The 409-nt window shown below is 67.5% G+C and carries 1 protein-coding gene; it reads right to left on the bottom strand.

Annotation, left to right across the window (positions count from 1 at the left end):
* Positions 1–409, bottom strand: a 409-nt coding sequence (locus tag LZ017_RS21870) for an Ig-like domain-containing protein (RefSeq protein ID WP_241399041.1), incomplete at both ends; no start/stop codon positions are given.

Genomic DNA, 409 nt, shown 5'->3' with positions numbered 1-409 from the left:
GGAGTTGGCCGTGCCGCTGGCGGTGTTGCCGGCCAGATCGGTGTAGCGGCTGCCGTCCAGGCTGATGAGGTTAGTGGTCGATTCGACACCGGCCGTGGGCGTGAGGGTGGCGGTCCAGGTGAGGCCGCCATTGCTGCTGCTCAGGCCGCTGAGACTGCCGTTGCCCACGACGAAGTCGTCCGCCGTGAGGCCCGTCACCGCTTCGCTGAAGCTGATGGTGACGGTGCTGGTCTGGCCGGCCTTGAGCGCACTGTCGGCGACCACGATGGTGGCCGTGGGGCGCTGGGTGTCGATCGCGTAGTTGCCGGATTGGGTGATGCCGCTGCCGGCATTGCCGGCGAGGTCGCTCACGCCGGTGTTGTCCAGCGTGACGAGGTTGCTGGTGTTTGTGACGTTGGCACTGGGCGTG

The organism is Pelomonas sp. CA6 (genome assembly GCF_022549225.1).
Lineage (GTDB): Bacteria > Pseudomonadota > Gammaproteobacteria > Burkholderiales > Burkholderiaceae_C > Roseateles.
This window is presented reverse-complemented; position numbering and strand designations above follow the sequence as displayed.